The organism is Bacteroides sp. 90-K9/2 (assembly GCF_047310725.1).
GTDB classification, from domain to species: domain Bacteria; phylum Bacteroidota; class Bacteroidia; order Bacteroidales; family Bacteroidaceae; genus Bacteroides; species Bacteroides vicugnae.
The window spans coordinates 1,179,662-1,199,335 of record NZ_JBCGVL010000001.1 but is presented as its reverse complement, the minus strand read 5'-3'; the positions used below and the strand labels follow the sequence as shown (position 1 = coordinate 1,199,335).

At 40.9% G+C, this 19,674-nt stretch carries 15 protein-coding genes; 9 read left to right on the top strand and 6 right to left on the bottom strand.

Annotated elements, in window-relative coordinates; all coding sequences use genetic code 11:
- Positions 1 to 112: 112 nt before the first annotated feature.
- Complete coding sequence (locus tag AAHJ11_RS04665; protein ID WP_148364481.1) at positions 113 to 1,474, top strand: MATE family efflux transporter; 1,362 nt, start codon at positions 113 to 115, stop codon at positions 1,472 to 1,474.
- Here the strand turns inward: AAHJ11_RS04665 and AAHJ11_RS04660 are convergent.
- Positions 1,471 to 3,174: an RluA family pseudouridine synthase gene (locus AAHJ11_RS04660; RefSeq protein ID WP_320979428.1), complete on the bottom strand. Its 1,704-nt coding sequence runs from the start codon at positions 3,172 to 3,174 to the stop codon at positions 1,471 to 1,473. The two genes, AAHJ11_RS04665 and AAHJ11_RS04660, sit on opposite strands and share 4 nt — an antisense overlap.
- A 75-nt stretch (positions 3,175 to 3,249) precedes the next feature.
- Between AAHJ11_RS04660 and AAHJ11_RS04655 the strand changes: the two genes are divergently transcribed.
- Together AAHJ11_RS04655 and AAHJ11_RS04650 are read left to right on the top strand one after the other, a co-directional pair.
- Positions 3,250 to 3,777: an SGNH/GDSL hydrolase family protein gene (locus tag AAHJ11_RS04655; RefSeq protein WP_148364483.1), complete on the top strand. Its 528-nt coding sequence runs from the start codon at positions 3,250 to 3,252 to the stop codon at positions 3,775 to 3,777.
- A 120-nt stretch (positions 3,778 to 3,897) separates the two neighbouring features.
- Entirely contained in the window at positions 3,898 to 4,362 is a 465-nt protein-coding gene (locus AAHJ11_RS04650) for a MaoC family dehydratase (RefSeq protein ID WP_004301986.1), read from the top strand.
- A gap of 115 nt (positions 4,363 to 4,477) precedes the next feature.
- Here AAHJ11_RS04650 and AAHJ11_RS04645 read toward each other — a convergent pair whose 3' ends face one another.
- Complete coding sequence (locus AAHJ11_RS04645) at positions 4,478 to 5,458, bottom strand: linear amide C-N hydrolase (RefSeq protein WP_004304821.1); 981 nt, start codon at positions 5,456 to 5,458, stop codon at positions 4,478 to 4,480.
- Positions 5,459 to 5,616: 158 nt separating this feature from the next.
- Here AAHJ11_RS04645 and AAHJ11_RS04640 point away from each other — a divergent pair, with 158 nt between their 5' ends.
- A complete protein-coding gene (locus tag AAHJ11_RS04640; RefSeq protein WP_004304823.1) occupies positions 5,617 to 6,291 on the top strand; it encodes a MarC family protein in 675 nt (224 codons plus the stop codon).
- Positions 6,292 to 6,322: 31 nt separating this feature from the next.
- On the opposite strand, the gene AAHJ11_RS04635 is transcribed toward AAHJ11_RS04640, so the two are convergent.
- From AAHJ11_RS04635 to bla, 3 genes are all read right to left on the bottom strand, one after another.
- Positions 6,323 to 6,847, bottom strand: a complete 525-nt coding sequence (locus tag AAHJ11_RS04635) for a hypothetical protein (protein WP_148364486.1) — start codon at positions 6,845 to 6,847, stop codon at positions 6,323 to 6,325.
- Between the two features lie 22 nt (positions 6,848 to 6,869).
- On the bottom strand, positions 6,870 to 8,300 hold the full coding sequence (locus tag AAHJ11_RS04630; protein ID WP_320979429.1) for a GNAT family N-acetyltransferase: 1,431 nt from the start codon (positions 8,298 to 8,300) through the stop codon (positions 6,870 to 6,872).
- Positions 8,301 to 8,371: 71 nt separating this feature from the next.
- A complete protein-coding gene (bla, locus tag AAHJ11_RS04625) occupies positions 8,372 to 9,253 on the bottom strand; it encodes a class A beta-lactamase, subclass A2 (protein WP_320979430.1) in 882 nt (293 codons plus the stop codon).
- Between the two features lie 168 nt (positions 9,254 to 9,421).
- On the opposite strand from bla, the gene AAHJ11_RS04620 reads away from it, so the two are divergent.
- The 4 genes from AAHJ11_RS04620 (at position 9,422) to AAHJ11_RS04605 (ending at position 16,157) form a co-directional block, all read left to right on the top strand.
- The gene (locus AAHJ11_RS04620; RefSeq protein ID WP_320979431.1) at positions 9,422 to 10,651 is read left to right on the top strand and encodes an SEC-C metal-binding domain-containing protein; all 1,230 of its coding nucleotides are present in this window, start codon (positions 9,422 to 9,424) and stop codon (positions 10,649 to 10,651) included.
- Positions 10,652 to 10,737: 86 nt separating this feature from the next.
- Complete coding sequence (locus AAHJ11_RS04615) at positions 10,738 to 12,483, top strand: SWIM zinc finger family protein (RefSeq protein ID WP_320979432.1); 1,746 nt, start codon at positions 10,738 to 10,740, stop codon at positions 12,481 to 12,483.
- An 88-nt stretch (positions 12,484 to 12,571) separates the two neighbouring features.
- Positions 12,572 to 13,459, top strand: a complete 888-nt coding sequence (locus tag AAHJ11_RS04610) for a HEPN domain-containing protein (protein ID WP_217723130.1) — start codon at positions 12,572 to 12,574, stop codon at positions 13,457 to 13,459.
- Between the two features lie 607 nt (positions 13,460 to 14,066).
- Positions 14,067 to 16,157, top strand: coding sequence for a BT4734/BF3469 family protein (locus AAHJ11_RS04605; RefSeq protein ID WP_320979436.1), 2,091 nt, complete (start codon positions 14,067 to 14,069; stop codon positions 16,155 to 16,157).
- Between the two features lie 100 nt (positions 16,158 to 16,257).
- Here AAHJ11_RS04605 and AAHJ11_RS04600 read toward each other — a convergent pair whose 3' ends face one another.
- Entirely contained in the window at positions 16,258 to 16,692 is a 435-nt protein-coding gene (locus tag AAHJ11_RS04600; protein WP_320979433.1) for a DUF6078 family protein, read from the bottom strand.
- Between the two features lie 259 nt (positions 16,693 to 16,951).
- Here AAHJ11_RS04600 and AAHJ11_RS04595 point away from each other — a divergent pair, with 259 nt between their 5' ends.
- The gene (locus AAHJ11_RS04595; protein ID WP_320979434.1) at positions 16,952 to 19,669 is read left to right on the top strand and encodes a DEAD/DEAH box helicase family protein; all 2,718 of its coding nucleotides are present in this window, start codon (positions 16,952 to 16,954) and stop codon (positions 19,667 to 19,669) included.
- The last annotated feature ends 5 nt before the right edge of the window (positions 19,670 to 19,674 follow it).

Below are 19,674 nucleotides of genomic sequence, written 5' to 3'. Positions count from 1 at the left end.
TCATACTCTCATACTCATTTATTGATTTATGTCAACTAAAAGAGGAACGCAAATCGAGAACTAATTCCTTGAATTTTCCGTATCTTTGCGCCCAATTTTGGAACATAGACGTATGGCAACTTCTAAAGAAATGACGGCAGGGCCGGCATTACCTCTCATTTTAAAGTTCACATTGCCGCTTTTACTCGGCAATCTCTTACAACAAACGTATTCGCTTGTTGATGCTGCAATTGTAGGAAAGTTTTTGGGAATTAACGCGTTAGCTTCTGTGGGAGCCAGTACATCGGTTGTTTTCCTGATTCTCGGATTCTGTAATGGATGTTGCGGAGGTTTCGGGATTCCCGTTGCGCAGAAGTTTGGTGCACGAGATTACAGTACGATGCGCAGTTACGTTTCCGTCAGTTTGAAGCTGGCAGCAGGGATGTCTGTGGTCATTGCTCTTGTTACCAGTCTCTTTTGTGCGGACATACTCCGAATCATGCGCACACCGGAGAATATTTTCGAAGGAGCTTATGCTTATTTGCTTGTAACGTTTATCGGTGTTCCTTTCACTTTCTTCTATAATCTTCTTTCAAGCATCATCCGTGCGTTGGGAGACAGTAAGACGCCTTTCTGGTTTTTGCTGTTTGCTGCTGTTCTGAATATCATTCTTGACTTGTTCTGTATTCTGGTACTCGGCTGGGGAGTGGCGGGAGCTGCCATTGCTACTGTCTTTTCGCAGGGGCTGTCGGCTGTCCTTTGTTATATTTATATGTACCGGAAGTTTGAAATATTGCAGGGTAGTCCGAAAGAACGCCGGTTTCAGGCGAAACTGGCAAAGACATTGCTTTACATCGGTGTGCCTATGGGATTACAGTTCTCTATCACGGCTATCGGCAGTATCATGCTTCAGAGTGCGAATAATGCGTTGGGAACGGCGTGTGTGGCTGCTTTTACATCTGCCATGCGAATCAAAATGTTCTTTATCTGTACGTTCGAAAGTCTGGGAATTGCGATGGCTACATATAGCGGACAGAATTATGGGGCGGGGAAACCGGAACGTATCTGGTTGGGAATCAAGGCGAGTGCTTTGATGATGATCGTTTATGCGGCATTTACGTTCGTTCTTCTGATGGTGGGAGCCAGATATTTCGCGTTGATCTTTGTAGATCCGTCAGAAACGGAAATTCTGTTGGATACCGAGCTATTCCTGCATATCTCCTGTATGTTCTTCCCGATGCTTGGATTGTTGTGCATCCTGCGCTACACGATTCAGGGAGTGGGATATACCAATCTTGCCATGTTTTCGGGAGTGGCGGAGATGATTGCGCGTATTCTTGTCAGCATTTACGCTGTGCCTGCATTCGGCTTTGTTGCTGTCTGCTACGGTGATCCGATGGCTTGGATAGCGGCAGACTTGTTCCTCGTGCCGGCATTTATCTACGTTTATCGCAGGTTGAAAAAGCAGGTGTTCACAAGCACGGTTGCAGCTTAGAAGTCAGCCTCTTTCTGTATGCATAGAATCTTTCCGCTGATGGGATGACGGAATTCTATATATTCGGCGTGGAGGTATAACCTGTCCGCTTTCTTTCCATAAAGTTCATCCCCAAGAATGGGGCAACCCAATCCCTCCGGATGGGCGGCGTGTACCCGTAATTGGTGTGTTCGTCCGGTCAACGGATAGAAAGTAATCCGGGTATATTTTTCGGGTTCACTGATGATCCGGTATTCTGTAATCGCTTCTTTCCCATGTTCTCTACTGACGATTTGCCGGGGGCGGTCGAGGGGATTCAAACAGAGAGGAAGGTTGATTCTTCCTGCTCTTCCAAATGGTAGTGTTGTCTTTTCCGTTGATACTGTCTTCTCTGTTCTTGCTGTTACCCCATCCAATACAGCGGTATAGCGTTTCTTGATACTTCTGTCAGCAAATTGTGCTTGTAAATGTTGATGTACCTCTTTCGTTTTCGCTACGAGCAATAATCCGGAAGTTGCCATATCGAGGCGATGTACAATCATAGGTCCGGTGGCATCGGGATACTTCTTTTTCAGGCGATGATAGACTGAATCTCTGTCCTCCGCCTTTCCCGGAACGGATAACATTCCTGCCGGTTTATTGACTACTACTAGCCATTCATCTTCATATACGATTTCCAGTTCTTCATCCTCATGGATGGAGTTTAGCAGCGGATTCTCGTCTACTTCCAGTCCTTGCAACATGTGCAGCAAAATAGGTTCACACTTTCCTTTGCAGGAAGGATAATAATATCCGTGATGCCGGATTTCGTTTTTAGGAGAGTCTCCCCACCAAAATTCGGCCATAGCCAATGGCTTTAATTGATGAAGATACGCATATTGCAACAATTTAGGCAAAGCACATTCACCCGCACCGGCAGGAGGAACTTTCTGAACTGTCTGTTCGAAGATAGTGTATAGGTCTTTCACTTCTCCTCTGGCATTCAGCATCCGGAACTGCTCGAACAACTTTCTTTGCAAGGCTGCCGAACGTTCCTTCCGTTCGGTTTTCAGTTGTTCTATTTCAGTCTCGAAGTGTCTTGTTTCCGTTTCGAGTTCTTCCAATCGTTTCTTCCATTCTTTTTCCAGTCGTTTGTATTCCGCTTTCTGGTGTTGGCTTTCCCGGATCAGGGAGGCTTGTTCCTCTTCGGAAAGGGCGGGGGATGATTGGCGGCGAATCTCTCTCGCCTCCTTTGCTGCTTTGAGTGCTGCTTTAGCCTGATTCAACATAGCTTTAGCCTGTTCCGTTTCCGTCTTCCACTTTTCTTTTGAATCGAGATAAGAACGACTGTTTTCTAATTCACGAATACGGATATTGATGGAAGATATTTGTTCTTCTTCCATTTTGAAGAATCCTTCCGGTTGCAATAAGTCGTAGACAGGAGGGACAAAATAAGGATGCAGATTCTTCCCTGCCAGATTGCCGGAGAAAGCAGCGAGATAACCAATTTCATTGACCGCTTCTTTTTTTGTAGTCTCTTGTTTATTCTCTTTTTGTACAATCAACACCCCGAACATTTTTCCGAAAGCTAGCTCTTCTTGCCATTCTTCTCGGCTCGCGATATATTCTTTCACTTCTTCCGCTGCCAACACGCACAATGGATGAGGCGTATAGTGGAAAGGATAAGTGAATTTATCCGGTAACGTAAGGTGAGAAATGGGTTGCTTGAAAAAATGTATCATCGGTTTATATATATGAATGAATGTGATTACCTTTGCAAAAGTAAAGTAAATCCGTGAATTATCGAATGAAGTAACATGAATAGAATGGGAGAAAAACCTAAATTTGCCTTTCTTGGCAACAGTCACATGGCATTTTGGGCATTGGATGTCTACTTTCCTTCATGGGAATGTCTGAACTATGGTGCTCCCGGTGAAGGACTGGTTTATGTGGAGTCTTTTACCGTAGACACTTCCGATTGCCAAGTCGTCATTCAATTCGGAACCAATGATATTTATCAGTTGAATGATGAAAATATGGACGATTATGTGGAACGTTATGTAAAAGCGGTTCTTGCCATCCCTTCACTGAAAACATATCTTTTCTGTATTTTCCCACGTAATGATTACGATGATTACAGTACGGCTGTGAATCAATTCATTCGTGTCCTTAACCGGAAGATATACGAGAAATTGCAGGGGACGGACATTGTCTATCTCGATGTTTTCGACCGTTTGTTGCTGGATGGCAGGCTGAATCCGGAGTTGACTCTCGACGATTTACATTTGAATGGCAAGGGTTACAGTATTTTGTCAGAAGCACTGAAACGGGCTTCCGGTTTGTAAAACATACCTAAATACTTCATTCCTTGCTTTTATTTATAAATTTGGTGGCATATCAGTTTATTTTTCCTATTTTTGTCCCCAATTTAATAGTAAATAACCCCCATAAAAACGATAAGACTTATGGAAAAAGTAATTATCAATTCGTATGAAGAATTTGAAAAACTAGTAGGCCAACAGATAGGTGTTTCCGATTATGTGGAACTCTCGCAGGAACGTATTAATCTTTTTGCTGATGCAACGCTGGATCATCAATGGATTCATGTAGATACGGAACGTGCGAAAGTAGACAGCCCTTATCATAGCACGATTGCTCATGGCTACCTGACATTGTCTATGCTTCCTTATCTGTGGAATCAGATTATCCAGGTAAATAACCTGAAGATGATGATTAACTACGGTATGGATAAGATGAAATTCGGTCAGGCTGTATTGTCAGGACAGAGCGTGCGTCTGGTGACTACTTTGCACTCACTGACCAATCTGCGTGGTGTGGCAAAAGCAGAAATTAAGTTTGCTATCGAAATAAAAGACCAACCGAAGAAGGCGCTGGAAGGAATTGCTGTATTCCTTTATTATTTCAATTAATGGCAAGCTGTTAAAGAAACAGATTTTATCCCCGGAAATGATCGAAATACGTCTCAAGAGTTAGATACAAAAACTTTTTGGGTGTGCTTCAGACGGATCGTTTCCGGGGATAATTTTATCCTTTTACTCCCATAAATCTGAACGGCTGTGCCGGTTGAAACTCTTTCGTTGCATTTCCATGATAAGTTTCACCGTTGGCGATAGACAATTTGAGTACCGGAGCTCCTTCCGACAAGTCTGTTTCCCGCAGATTTACCCAGAATGTATTAGGTGTCAGACTTGATTCGAAGAAGTAGAGCAGATTCTTACTATCCGATACCGTTCTCCATTGTGTGGTGGAAATTTCCGGAAATTCGGGAGTGGATATGCCATAAGGAACAGAAGTATTACGGATAACGCTGAATACACTTGCCACGGCTATCCTCACATCATCTGTTGGGGGCAGGGCATTGATATAAAAACTGGCTCTTGCAAAACGGTCGGACGGTCGGTTGGTTCCGGGCAGGAAGCTCAATCCTCCTATTGATTTCCAGTATTCGTTTAGTGCCAGTTGTTTGTTGTAGGTAGGGGAGTTGGTCATCACTTTGTACTCCTTGCTGTGGTAGACAGTCAGCTTTCCGCCCGTATATTCAAATATCGCACAATCACTTGTTGCATCGGAAATTGATAAATGCAAGGTTGCCAGGCGGGAACCATCCGGCATCATGTCCGATACCACTTGGAAAGTATTCTCATCGATGAAAGCGACGGCCTCTTCTACGTTGGCGAAGTTATCCAGCATATATTGTACCCATGCGGTAATGGCAAGTCCCGGTTTAGTTTGATCTCTGACCGGATACTCCGTTTCGGGCAGCCACAGCAGATTGGCAACCAGCCCTTTTTCATTCATCCCATCTGTACTGGCAATCTCGAAAGCTGAAGTCACCACACTGCCATACTTGGAAGTCCATTTCAGGGAGTTGGCTCCCGTTTCTCCATTTCTTTCCATACCTTTGGGAAATACCCAAAGATTACTGTGCATTTCTGTTTTCCAATCCATAGACCGGCCGGTTGCCACCATTCCATTTTTTCCCGAATAAACGACTCTTGTACACATAATTTTAATTTCTAGTTAAAGGTTTATTATAAACTGCTTTCACGAGGAATTCAACCGATGCGGATTCCTTTCGCAAAAGCATATTCTCAAAACAATAACGTTCCATTTATGTTTTAGATACATATCAGATATTAATAAAGTATCAAAAAACAGGTATTATGTCATTAAGCAATCTTCTAATCATATTTTCGTCATCGTTTATGGCACTGTTTCCGGTGATAAATCCTTTGGGGAATGGTTTTGTCGTTAATGGATTCTTTACAGACCTCGATCCTCAACAACGGAAAGCAGCTATTCAGAAACTGACACTCAATTTTATAATGATCGGTGTAGGGACATTGGTGATAGGGCATTTGTTTCTGTTGATTTTCGGTCTGGCTATTCCTGTTATTCAGTTGGGAGGTGGAATACTGATTTGCAAGACGGCAATGGAGCTGTTGGGGGATTCGGGTTCGTCTGATAAAGAAGAAGCCAGCAAGAATGTAGACGGTTTCAGATGGAAAAACATCGAGCAGAAGATATTTTATCCCATCACGTTTCCTATCAGTATCGGGCCGGGCAGTATATCGGTTATCTTTACTTTGATGGCGTCTGCAAGTGTTAAAGGCAAGTTGCTGCAAACCGGAATTAATTATTTGGTCATTGCACTTGTTATTATTTGTATGGCAGCCATCTTTTACGTTTTCCTTTCACAGGGACAGAGGTTTATTCAGAGGTTGGGACCGGTGGGAAATCAAATCATTAATAAGCTTGTTGCTTTTTTCACTTTCTGCATCGGTATTCAGATTTCGGTGACGGGTATATCCCAGATCTTCCATCTGAATATACTCTAATTGAACGGTAAGATAAAAGCGATAGAAATTATCAGCTTTTCTTTGCTTGTATGGCTTTCAGCGTGTTTCTTCGCACAGCGCGGATAGCGGGGACCAATAAGTCGGGTTCCATGATTTCCAACATGGTGCGTAGTTCCTGTTGCAGTTCCGGTATGGAGCGTGTCAGTTGATAAGCCAGTTTCATACAGAGCGACTGTACGCCCGGTGGTTCCTCACGGGAGATCATACGTTCCATGCAGAAATCGAGGAAATCCACTCGTGGCGGATCGGCGGCAGGTTGCTGGCATATCAGGTTCAGAATCATTCTCCGTTTTCCAGAGTGTGGGCAGGTCATGGCAGCGTCAATCAATACGTCTTGTTTCCCGCTTAACCATTCTACATCTGCCTTTGAGAAATGAGTACATACCCACAATGCCTGATAGGAGACGATAGCATCTTCGTCGAATATCAGTTGGTAGATTTCTTCTCTAAGCCGTTCATCATCCTGTATAAAGTGGAGTACCTCTCTGATGTCTTCAATGTGTACTCGTTCGGATAATCTTGCACGTAGGTTCATGTAACTTTCGTGTTTTGGGGAATTAATCTCTATTATCGGAATCAGCTTCCGGCAGTTGTAAATGAAGAATGGGGAAAGGTTTGCCCATGCTGTCCGTTTCATCTCTGCCGATGACTTGGAATCCTAAATGGAGATAGAATTGGAGTGCCTTTTCATTCTGCTCGTTTACATCTACTTTATCCATATATTTTTTATCTTTTGCGTATTCTATTAATCGTTTGCCATATCCTTTTCCTTGTTCGTCGGGGTATACGAACAACATTTCGATCAGTTCATCGCTCAGTCCCATAAAGGCGGCAATCTTTCCGCTGACATTCCGGATCACGAAAAGTTCAACGGCAGGTAAATAATGATCCCGCACCAGTGGTTTATAAAACTGGATATGTTCTTCCGTTAGGAAATCATGTGTGTGGCGAACGGACATTTCCCATACATCGAGGATTTCATCATAATCTTCCGGGGTAGGTTGGGAGATGCCGGGCAGATAGTAACACTGGTGGTCGTAGATGTTTCCGTTGTAAGTCAGTTCTGCCTGATGAAGTGTACCTTCGTAGATGAAACCGTTCTTTTTCAGTACTTTCTGCGAACGTTTATTGTGCGGGTAACAAGTAGCTGTGATGAGGCTAAGCCGCAATTCTTCAAAGCCATAGTTGAGGACGGCTTGCACTGCTTCGGTCATATATCCTTTGCCCCAATAAGTCTCGCCGAGCCAGTAACCCAACATTCTCACTTGTGGATTTTCCCGTTTGGGGTCGGGAATAATACCAACGGAACCGATCAGTTGTTTCGTGTCTTTTAGCATCACCGCCCATATACCCTCCTGATTGATAAATGTGGAATGAAGGATCTGGCGGGATTCATCCAATGTACGGTGAGGCGGCCATCCGGCGTTGTTCCCCAGATTCGGGTTCTGGCAACAAGCGAAAAACGCTTCTGCATCTCTCTCTTCGAAGGGGCGGAGAAATAAACGTTCTGTATGGAGCGTTACGGGGGGAATACTTTCAATTTCAGTTTTCGGCTCAATTTCAGTCTCCTCTCCAGCTTTAGTTTCCGGTTCGATTGCTGTTTTCCGGTATACACATTCGATCCGGTTTCCATCAGGATCGAGGACTACACTTTCAAAGTATCCGTCTCCCGAAGTACGCGGTTCGCCGGCGATGGTATATCCTTCCGAACGCATTTGTTCGGTGAAGCGTAATACTTCTTCCCGGCTGGGGAAGGTGAAAGCGAAATGTGTCAGTCCAACCCTGTTTTCTTCAATGGGAGTGTTCTGTACATCTGTACGACTCATCAGTTCCAAGTCTGTTCCCTCTCCAAAGGAGATAAAATAGGACTCGAATCCTTTCTTGGGATTGATATATTTTTCGTTGCTTTTTCCTCCGAAGAAGCGGACATAGAACTCTTTTAATTCTTCCAGACGAAAAGTCCAGATAGCGATATGATGTAGTTTCATATAAATGAATTTTCTAATTTCTATTACTTTGTTTCAATCTTCATTCGTACCGAACGTACTTTGTCTCCATTTTAATGCTGCATTACATATTCGTAAACGATACGGGAAATATCTGCGATAATCTTACTGTTCACCTGATTGTTTTCTTCAGAATCCTTCACGAAGACAGCTATGCTGTAACTACGTCCACCGGGCAAAAGAACGAAACCGATGTCATTACAGCCGATTTGTTGTCCTTTCGCATTAAGATCTCCCGTTCCAGTTTTATGGCCTACGGTTACTTTTTTGTCGAGCAATGGAGCGACCAGACGGTCTTGTCCGGTTTGACATTCCACCATTGTTTGAAATATGAAGTCTTTGTACACTTTGGGAAACAATGGCTTCTTACGGAATATCTCCACTAATTCGGCTGCTGCTAACGGAGTAGTCCAGTTTTCATAACATAGGTTCAAGTCTTCGTGCATGGCAGTTTCCGTTCCGATAATGACACATTCCCGGATTCCTAGTGAATGGATATACTTGTTTACGGCATCCGGACCTCCTTGATAATCAAAAAGAATATCGCAGGCATTGTTGTCGCTCTGTTGAAGTGTATATTTTAGCAGGTCGGCAATACTCATTTCAATTCCACCCTGCGGATATTTATCCCGTAGCGGACTGTAAGTCTCCGGCTTTAAATCCGATTTTTTAATGGGTAACCGGGTTTCCAACGATTGCTTCTGTTTTCCCATATAATCTGCCAATGCTAATGCCTGATGAAACTTGAATACGCTCATCAGTGGATAGTGAATATCATTATTGACAGTTACCGTATCTTTCCCGTCAATGATGACAGCTATTCCTATTTCGGCCTTCTTTCCCTTGATGGCTTCTTTCAACTGTGTCTCAAGTTGAGTTTGTCGGGCAAACAGGAGGGTGGGGACTAAACAAAGAAATAGGATGAATGAACGCATAATCAATTTCTCTTTTAACGGGTTACTAATTCTCTAGTGAAATCATATTCTCTATTGAAGTCACAAAGGTATAAATAGTAATTGCCTTTGCAAATTCTCATTCAAAAATAGTGATGTCGGATAAGAAATTCCTACTTTTGTGAATTAATCAATAAGTGAATAGATGTTATGTTAAAATGTCAGTCGGAATTGTTTCAGCCGTCGTTGAAATTGGTGGATGGCTTAAAGATGAGCACAAAAGAGGAATTAAAGCGGATGGCGAAGATCTTGCTTTTGCCTGTTCCTACCAAGTTGCGTAAAGATGAGTATGTAACTTATTTTGCAGAAGCTGTTTTAACCTGTCCTGAAATGTGGCTTTCCCGGTTGACGCATTATGAACTGGTGTTACTTGATAAGTTGGTGAAAGCGGGATCCGGTAGTTATGTAGAATGTAAGAATTCATTTTTAGAGACTACTCTGGAAACTCTTTCTTTCATAGCAACGGACTGTAATCACATGGATGAGAGTAAAGTCCGTTATATGATCTGTGATGAGTTGCGTGAGGCAGTAGCTCCTTATCTTAGTAAATTGTTGACTTCCAAAAAGCAATCTGTTCGTTTTATGATAGAACAGTATGCCTGTGGAATCGTAAATTTATATGGTTTTCTCTCTTATTCGGACTTATTGTATATACTGGTGGGCTATTTGCAGCATTCAGCGACAAGAGAAGAAATAGCTGACAGTTTGGCTAATTCGGCATTGATACAGCGACTAACTTTTGAAGTGGAAGATGGTTATAATACAGACCTTTACATAGAGTCTCCTTTTTTGGATGATTTTGAGTCTTTGGAGGAACAATTGTATCTGCGCCGTGATATACCGGACAGGAAGAAGTTCTCTAAAGAGGAAGCCTTTTCAGCGGGAACGATGCCATTGAGCATCATTCCCAATCCGTGTTTGGATGAATTGAAGGAATATATGATGAAGAAACTGCGGTATACGGAAGAAAAGGCGGATAGCAGTTTGTCATATCTGTGGTATATTGCCCAAACTGTAGAGAATCCAATGTCTATTATCAATTCTATGATTAACCGTCAGCTTTCTTCCATGCAAGAACTGCAAGAGGCCATTGAAATATTTATGGATTATTTGAATCATTCTCCCCGTTGGTTATTGAAAGGTTATTCTTCAGAGGAGGCATTCGTTTTATTTGAAAAAGAAAAATTGAAAAATAATCCTCCCCGTATTGTCGCAGGTCCGAATATGAAGGCTGCCGGTATGGAAGTTACTCCTGAAATGCAGGCGATGGTGGACAATATGTTTCGTACTGTACCTACTGGTCACACAGTCGGAAGAAATGATCCTTGTCCCTGTGGAAGTGGGAAGAAGTATAAAAAGTGTTGTGGAAGAAATAATTAAGAGGAAGAAAATTAGGACAAATATGTAACATAAATACAGAAGAGGGTATGAACAAAAAGATTATATAAAAGAGTAAAGTATTCATTATGATTGCATTAGATAATTTTGAGAGCTGTGTGCCATATAGAATATTAGTGCGCGGAGAAGAGTATTATGAAACAGGGGCTGTTTCTGAATTGGAAGAAGATTCGCCCGGTGAATGGACTGCGACAGTAGAGGGTACGGAGAATTATAGCGTAGAGATATCTATGGACGGAAAGGAAATAGAGTCTTGGTACTGTGACTGTCCGTATGATGGGGAGATTTGTAAACATGTCGTAGCCACCTTACTGGCAATTCGTGATAATGAGAAAAAGGTGAATCGCAGTGCCTTTTCCAAGATGAAAGTAGAGGTAGAGGAAGCCGTCGTTATAGATGAAACTGTGGACATACAACAATTGCTGTCATTCGTTAACCCACAAGAACTTTCACAATTTATATATGAATATGCCTCTATGCATCCGGAGTTTAAAACAGCCCTTTTGACTCGTTTTATGGCTAAAGAGTTGTCCGCAACATCAAAAGAAAAGGATTACAGAGCAGAGATTCAGAAAGTGTTTAATGACTCTTATTATAACAAAAAGTCTCGTTATCATAATCGTTATGATGATTTTGACTGTGATTGGGAAACAGTTTTCAATCGGATGGACACTTTTTTGGAGAAAGCAGACTTCTTTTTGAATGTGGGAAACATAGATACTGCTATTGATATAGCTCTTCAAACTCTTCGTTCAATCGGTGAGAATTATGAGGATGAGCTTTTGTATAATGATGATCTCTATCCTTCTGATTATTGTGAGCAGGCAGGAGATTTGCTGATAAAAGTAATTGAGCACCCTAAGACCACCCAAAAGCAAAAGACAGCGATTCTTCAGGAATTAGGTCAGCTGGCTAAACTATCTACTTATCGTGATTATGACCTTTATGATATAGACGAATTGCTGATGCAAATAAATCTTTCCATTCAACCGGCAGAAAAAGCGTTGGAATTGATTGACAAACTCTTGGAAGAAAGAAAAGATACTTACGACTTATATCAAATCGTTCTTCGGAAAGTCAATCTGTTAACCGAACTGCATGAAGAGCAAAAAGCAGCTGATACGATTCGTCAATACCTTTATTTAACTGAAATTCGAGAAATGGAGGTGGATAAATTGATTGCCCGTTGTCAATATGATGAAGCTATCCGTTTGCTGAATGAAGGAATAGAGATTGCAGAAAAAGAAGAACATATCGGAACCATAGAGGAATGGTTGAAAACTAAATTGAGGATTTACGAGATGACTCATCAAACTGCTGAAGTCATTAATACATGTCGTTTATTGTTTGTGTCGGGTAGAGATCAGTTAGAATATTATAGTAAACTTAAAACTCTTGTTCCGAAAGAAGTATGGAAGAGTTTTCTGGATACGATGATGAAAGAAACTCAATTTAGTGAATATTTTTCTTTTGGTGGAAATGATGAGGCTGAAATTTATGTGAAAGAAAGAGATTATGAGCGTTTGTTCAAACTGTTGTCATCAATCAGGTATAATCAGTTGGAAGCACTGATGAAATATTCTTATCATCTGAAAGATACTCATTCGGAGCAATTGATTGCTATATATACCTCTTTGTTGAATGATTACGCGGAACAGAATGTGGGACGGACTCATTATGAATTGATAGCACAGGCGTTGTTGTGTGCAAAGAAACTTAATGGGGGACAGGAAGCAGTGGAAAGGTTGGTTGCAGAGTTCCGGATAAAATATAAACGTCGTCCGGCAATGATGGAAATATTAAGGAGATTCTAAAAATACTTTATTATAAGTTTTTCTGTATCTCTGTTGTTTGGAGATAGCAAAGTTCGTACCTTTGTAAGGTTATCAAATAAGCTTGATTATGAAAAAGTCTATAAAACGTTTACCCAAACGTACGCAGGAAGAATTGACAGTCTTGCTGGATTTAGTGTGTAAAAGCATCGGGAATTGTCAGATGGTTATCCTGTTCGGAAGTTATGCAAGGGGAAACTATGTTTTATGGGACACTAATATAGAATTTGGTGTTCATACTTCCTATCAAAGCGATTATGATATTCTTCTTGTTGTGACCGGGCAGACTAAATATGTGGAAAGAAAATTGAACCGTATTACGAATAAATATCATGACTTGTTTGCAGACCGTCGTCATGCTTTTCCACAATTTGTTGTAGAACATATTAATACAGTAAACCGTAATCTGGAAATCAGCCAATATTTCTTTACAGATATAGTAAAGGAAGGAATTATGCTTTACAATAGTGGTAAATGTGAATTGGCAAAACCGCGAAAGTTGAGTTTTAGAGAGATTCGGGATATTGCGCAGAGTGAATTTGATAGGTTGTATCCTTATGCGTGTGACTTTTTGGGTGTTGTGAAGGAATATTTCATGCCTAAAGAACAATATAACTTATCAGCTTTCATGCTTCATCAGACTTGTGAAAAATTATACTATACTATCCTGATGGTTTTTACGAATTATCTTCCAAAAACTCATAAAATTAAAGAGCTTAGTGGGATGGTAAAACGTTTCTCACAGGAATTGACCACAGTCTTTCCTCAAAATACGGATGAAGAGAAAGAATGTTTTGATTTATTATGCCGTTCGTATATCGAGGCTCGTTATAACAAAGATTTCAGTATCTCACAAGAACAACTGGAATACCTTATTGCCCGCATAGATATTCTGAAAGATATTACTGAACGCTTATGTAAAGAGAAGATTGTGGAATATGATACGATGACGGAATAATTGTCCCCTGTGAAATTACACAGCCCCCCCTATGAAATGAAAAACAAAATATATCTGTCATCTGTCACAGATTATAATCTAACTTGCAGAGTATAAGTACTTAATGCTGTGACAGCACATGGTGACAGCAGTGTGATAGTAATAATGCTGTCACTCCCCAAAAACAAAGAAAAAATCAAAGATACTGTTTGGAAATTGATAGTATCAGTCATAGAAAGATAAGTCGTTCAATTTATTATTTCCGTACTTATGAGTTGTGCCCTGCCTTTAAACTAACAGTTTCAAGGCGTGAAACTGTTGGTTCTGCGGTTTGAAACTTTAGTTTCATAGGCTTGAAACTCTAGTTCCAATTACTTGAAACCATTGGTTTCTTACCGATGAAACTAGAGTTTCTCCTAGCTGAAACTTTAGTTTCAAGCAGAGAAAACTAACTTGAACCGTAATTGGGTGATAACGATCCCATTTCTTTTGGCTAAATAGACACTTGATATATCAATAATTTTCTATATTAAAATCTTGTTTTTTTTTGTCGGTCCCGAATAATATGAGTAATTTAGCAGTCTCAACGATCACAAAGGCGCTGACAAAACAATTTATTGTCAAATTAATGAAAATTACTCAATTTCGTAAGAACGAAGATACGATAGCGCTTAGCGTAATGGATCTTGATATACTGGTAAATAAGATAAAGACAGAAATAAAATCCCGTCCTGTTTCTACATTCAGAGAACATTTGCGATATACCCTTCCCGATGAACGGTGTATGTTTGCCAATAAACTTTCCCAAATAATTCCTGCTGCCGAATTCCGAAAAGTAAACGGTCAGAAACAGATGAAAAACTACAACGGTATTGTAGAACTGACCATCGGTCCCTTGTCCAATAAGTCGGAAATCGCTTTAGTGAAACAAAAAGCCTGTGAGCAACCACAAACCCGTTGTGTTTTTATGGGTTCAAGTGGCAAAACGGTGAAAATATGGACTACCTTTACCCGACCGGACAACTCGCTTCCCAATACACGGGAAGAAGCGGAATTATTCCACGCCCATGCTTATCGATTGGCTGTGAAATGTTATCAGCCCCAGATTCCATTCGATATACTTCCCAAAGAACCGACTTTGGAACAATATTCGCGATTATCCCACGATCCGGACATCATATATCGTCCGGATTCAGTCCAGTTTTATCTCTCTCAACCATCATCAATGCCCGAAGAAACCACTTTCCGTGAAGCGGTTCAGGCGGAGAAATCTCCATTGACCCGTGCCGTACCGGGATATGATGCGGAAAATGCATTTCTGATGCTTTTCGAAGCCGCTTTTCGGAAAGCTTATGCCGATCTTAGGGAAGCGGGGCTCGAATTGTGCGAGGACACATGGCATCCTTTAGTTGTCCAACTGGCTAAAAACTGTTTTGCTTCGGGACTTCCGCAAGAAGAAGTTGTGAAACGTACCATTTTCCATTTTTATATGTATAAACAGGAAGAGCTTATCCGGCAAATGATTGGTAATATATATACAGAGTGCAAAGGCTTTGGTAAGAATATCAGCCTGACTAAAGAGCAGCAACTCGCCTTGCAGACAGAAGAATTCATGAAACGCCGCTATGAATTCCGTCATAACACTCAAATTGGCGAGGTAGAATATCGTGAAAGGCTTTCTTTCCGTTTCCGCTTCAATCCTCTCGACAAACGTGCGCTGAACAGCATTGCTCTGGATGCGCAAATGGAAGGCATCCCGTTGTGGGACAGGGATATTAGTCGTTATATTTACTCCAACCGTGTGTCTGTATTCAACCCGTTGGAAGATTTTCTCTACCGGCTTCCTGCGTGGGACGGCAAAGACCGTATCCGTGCATTGGCAGCCACCGTCCCTTGTAAGAACCCGTATTGGATGGATTTGTTCCACCGTTGGTTCCTCAATATGGTTTCTCATTGGAAAGGAAGCAATAAAAAGTATGCAAACAGTGTTTCTCCCTTACTTGTCGGACCGCAAGGGACACGTAAATCCACCTTTTGCCGGAGCATAATGCCCCCTACCGAGCGTTCCTACTATACCGACAGTATTGATTTCTCCCGAAAGAAAGATGCCGAACTTTACCTCAATCGTTTTGCGCTTATCAATATCGATGAATTTGACCAGGTGAGTTCGACACAACAAGGCTTTCTGAAACATATTCTGCAAAAGCCTGTACTGAATGTGAAGAAACCTCATGGCAGTGCCGTGCTTGAAATGCGTCGTTACGCCTCATTCATAGCTACGAGTAACCAAAAAGACTTGTTGACCGACCCTTCCGGCAGTCGTCGTTTTATTTGTATCGAAGTGACCGGAGTGATTGACACCAACCGTCCGATAGACTATGAGCAGCTTTACGCACAAGCTATGTATGAGCTGGAACATGGCGAACGTTACTGGTTCGACCAGGAGGAAGAAAAGATTATGGTGGAAAACAACCGTGAATTTGAACTAGTTCCGCCGGAAGAACAACTTTTCTTCCGTTATTTCCGTGCTGCACAGTCTGAGGAAGGGGAGTGGCTATCTCCTGCCGAGATTATGGAGGATATTCAAAAAGGCAGTTCAATTCCGATGTCTGTCAAGAGGGTTAATTCCTTCGGGAGAATACTGAAAAAGCAAGAAATCCCTTCCAAACATACGCGTAGCGGTACACTCTATCATGTTGTAAGACTAGTAAATCGGTGACGGCAAAAATGCCATCACCCTGCCGTCACCTCTTGCTGTCACAGGCTTATCGGTTAATTACTAAACTATTAACCCCTAATCTGTGACAGATGACAGCAACTTACCAAATATATTCTTCTGTGTAACGTTGGTAAGTTGGTTCTTCTTTTATCCCTTTATTACGGAATAGTTGTCTGATGTAGGCTTGGTCTTTGGGCATAAGCCCCCGTTCTCCACGATAGAACCGATAATATCCCGTTTTTCCATAGTGTCCTACCATTTGTATTCTGATACTGACCGCATCCTCATAGGGAATTCTGTTAAGCAACTGTTTAAGTCCCCATGCCACATGAACTTTGACAGCAGTCTTGAAACATTCGCATTGGTTTCCATCCGCAGGATAACGTGCCGGATTAACGATGGAGATATAAAGGTAATCGGCTGTTTCATTTTGTGCAGCTATGTGGCGCAAGCATTTTGAGACTTGTGGACATTGATCGTTGAAGCAACGGGCAAAATTGTAGGGGACAGACAGGCTGTCGGGTTCTTCTTTCATCTTGTAGGGTTTATTTTATTTGTGAGATACTGTTGTTAATACGTTAATATACGGGAAAATATTCTTCACAAAAGTAGGGCTTTATTTTGGGAATGAGAAGTGTTTGAACAAATATTACTGACATGCAAAGAATCTTTTATAGAGAAATTGTGTTGTGATGCATCAAAAAATCTCCATTTCTTTCTCATATTCTATATTTTTACCTATTTTTGTAACTTCCGATAATATAGCCTTATCGGAAGTTACAAAAAACACACACATGAAACCGGAAGAAAAGGCTCGAATAATAATTGACCGTATGCTTAATGATGCGGGTTGGGAGGTAGTTGATAGAAATCATTATTCTCCTGAAGTATCTGCTATAGCAGTCGAGGAAGGCTTGCTGAAAGGTAATCGTGAAGCTGACTATTTACTTTTTTTAAATGGTAAAGCTGTTGGCGTATTGGAAGCAAAGAAAGAATCTGTGTCAATTTATTCTGAATTTGTGGCAGACCAGGCTGAGAAATATACTCGAGGCGTACCTCATTGGTGTCAGGCTTGGATGAATCCTTTACCTTTAGTTTATTTGTCAAATGGAAGGGAACTGTTATTTAGAGATACTCGTGAGATTGATTCTGAATATATTTCTTTGAATAAAATTCATTCTCCTAAAGAAATAGTAAAACTATTAGGACTTAAAGATGATTTTGCAGGACTTCCAACTTTAAAAAGGAAAGGATTAAGGGATTGCCAGTATGAAGCGATAACAAAATTAGAAAATAGTTTTCGTAGTGGGCACAATCGTGCATTAATGGTTTTGGCTACGGGGGCGGGAAAGACTTATACCGCATGTTTGGCTGCCTATCGTTTGCTGGCTTTCACTTCAATGAAGAGGGTTCTGTTTCTTGTTGACCGTAATAATCTTGGAAAACAGGCAGAAGGAGAATTTGGAACATTCCGTTTGACAGAAAATGGCGATCCGTTTAATACCATATTTGGGGTAGAAAGATTGAAAACTGCAAAAATCCCAAATGATGCCAATGTTGTTATCTCTACTATACAGCGTTTATTTTCTTTATTGTCTGGAGACGATTTTATAGATGATGATAATGAAGCGGATTATGTTGTCGACGGCACTAGAAATATGAATTTGCCAGTTCATCCTAACTTGCCCCCGGATTACTTTGATTTGATAATTATTGATGAGTGCCATCGCTCTATTTATGGTAGTTGGCGAAGTGTACTTGAATATTTTAGTTCTGCAAAAATGATAGGGTTAACAGCTACTCCTGCTGTTGAAACATTAGCCTTCTTTAATAACAACTTAATAGTGAACTACACTCTTGAAAAGTCAATAGTTGATGGTGTCAATGTTGATTATAGGGTGTTCCGTATTAAAACACAAGTAACCGAAGATGGCGGTGCAATTCGCGAGGGGGATAAAGTACGTAAAATAACCCGCTATACAGGTAAAACTGAAAATATCGAAACACAGGAAACGACTACTTACACAAGACAGGAACTGAATAGGAGTATTATTAATCCTGCTCAAATAAAGTTGATTTTAGAGACATATAGAGATTCGGTTTATACAGAAATGTTTAATGATCCCCAAAGAGAACCTAATTTTGACTATTTACCTAAGACATTAATATTTGCTTTGAATGATGCTCATGCAAGTAATATTGTTAAAATAGCGAAGGAGGTCTTTGGACGTGAAGATGATACGTTTGTGCAGAAAATCACTTATTCGGCTGGAGATAGTAATGAATTGATACGTCATTTTCGTAATGATAAGGACTTCCGTATTGCTGTAACTGTGACTTTGGTTGCTACTGGAACAGATGTGAAGCCTTTGGAAGTGGTGATGTTTATGCGTGATGTCGAGTCTGACTCTCTTTATACTCAGATGAAAGGTAGGGGAGTACGTACTATTGGTGATGAGCAACTTCGTAATGTTACTCCAAATGCTCATAGTAAAGATTTATTTTTCTTAGTCGATGCAGTGGGAGTAACAGAACATGAGCATTATGTAACAACTTCTAGAGTGGGAAGCAATGCTGAAACATTGTTGTCTTTAAGGCAACTTTTAGAACGTATCTCTCATGGTGAACTGCTGGATGAACATCTGCGATTGTTGGCTAGCCGTCTGTCAAGAATACATAATAAGGCAAATGAAGAACAGAGGAATGAGTTTATAAGATTGGCTGGTACAGATATGCGGGATATGGCATCTCATATATATGAAGCTTTGGATAATAATCTATTGCCGGAATATGTGCATATAAACGAACCGAATAACGAACGGAAAGGCTTGGTACGTCCTCTCGCTATTCATCCTGATGCCCGTGAATATCTGTGTATTCTGAGCGCCGGATTTGTCACAATTTTAATGCCCGGTGAAGATACATTGATTGAGAAAGGGTTTTCGATAGAGGAAGCTCACGACACGACTCAGGCATTCGAACAATATGTAAATGAACATAGGGATGAGATAGAGGCTTTACGCATTATTTATAACAATAATGGTGAACCTATCACTTATGCAATGCTTAAGGATTTGGAAAATCGGATGAAAATGGAGAATTACAAGTTTAATCTTTCTCAATTATGGAATACATACTCTATTGTTAATCCTTCCAGTGTAGTACATTTTGGAACAAAAGAGGAAAAAGAAGCATTGACTAATATTATTCAGTTAGTCCGATATGCTTATCACCAGGTGACAGAACTTCGTAGCCTGTCATCAATGGCTGCCCAACGTTTTGAATTGTGGTGTGGGCAAATACAACGTACAATGACTGATGCTCAAAAGAATACTATCCGTCAGATTGTGAACTATATTGTAGCGAATGGTTCTTGTACGATAAAAGAAATAAAAGAAGATGATAAAACGATAGCGCTTCAGATGATACGTAAATTTGGTACTATAGCAGCGGTGAATGAGGCTATTGTTTCATTATCTCAGTTTTTAATTTATAATAGAAAAGTAGCATAAAATTA